Below are 1,009 nucleotides of genomic sequence, written 5' to 3' on the forward strand. Positions count from 1 at the left end.
TGGTGATGCGGTAGAGGAGCGTTCTGTAAGCCTGTGAAGGTGAGTTGAGAAGCTTGCTGGAGGTATCAGAAGTGCGAATGCTGACATGAGTAACGACAATGCGAGTGAAAAACTCGCACGCCGAAAGACCAAGGGTTCCTGCGCAACGTTAATCGACGCAGGGTGAGTCGGTCCCTAAGGCGAGGCTGAAAGGCGTAGTCGATGGGAAACGGGTTAATATTCCCGTACTTCTAGTTACTGCGATGGGGGGACGGAGAAGGCTAGGCCAGCTTGGCGATGGTTGTCCAAGTTTAAGGTGGTAGGCTGACTGTTTAGGTAAATCCGGACAGTTAAGGCCGAGAACTGATGACGATCCTTCTTTTAGAAGGAGAAGTGGTTGATGCCATGCTTCCAGGAAAAGCCTCTAAGCTTCAGGTAACTAGGAACCGTACCCCAAACCGACACAGGTGGTCGGGTAGAGAATACCAAGGCGCTTGAGAGAACTCGGGTGAAGGAACTAGGCAAAATGGCACCGTAACTTCGGGAGAAGGTGCGCCGGTGAGGGTGAAGGGTTTACCCCGTAAGCTCATGCCGGTCGAAGATACCAGGCCGCTGCGACTGTTTATTAAAAACACAGCACTCTGCAAACACGAAAGTGGACGTATAGGGTGTGACGCCTGCCCGGTGCCGGAAGGTTAATTGATGGGGTTAGCGCAAGCGAAGCTCTTGATCGAAGCCCCGGTAAACGGCGGCCGTAACTATAACGGTCCTAAGGTAGCGAAATTCCTTGTCGGGTAAGTTCCGACCTGCACGAATGGCGTAACGATGGCGGCGCTGTCTCCACCCGAGACTCAGTGAAATTGAAATCGCTGTGAAGATGCAGTGTATCCGCGGCTAGACGGAAAGACCCCGTGAACCTTTACTGTAGCTTTGCACTGGACTTTGAGCTTGCTTGTGTAGGATAGGTGGGAGGCTTTGAAGCGTGGACGCCAGTCTGCGTGGAGCCATCCTTGAAATACCACCCTGGCAA

1 rRNA gene is annotated in these 1,009 nt (G+C 52.9%); it reads left to right on the forward strand.

Annotation, left to right across the window (positions count from 1 at the left end):
- A 23S ribosomal RNA gene (locus tag ACUCV0_RS24045) occupies nucleotides 1–1,009 on the forward strand; the annotation flags it as partial.

This window comes from Pseudomonas sp. VMV1 (assembly GCF_056790235.1).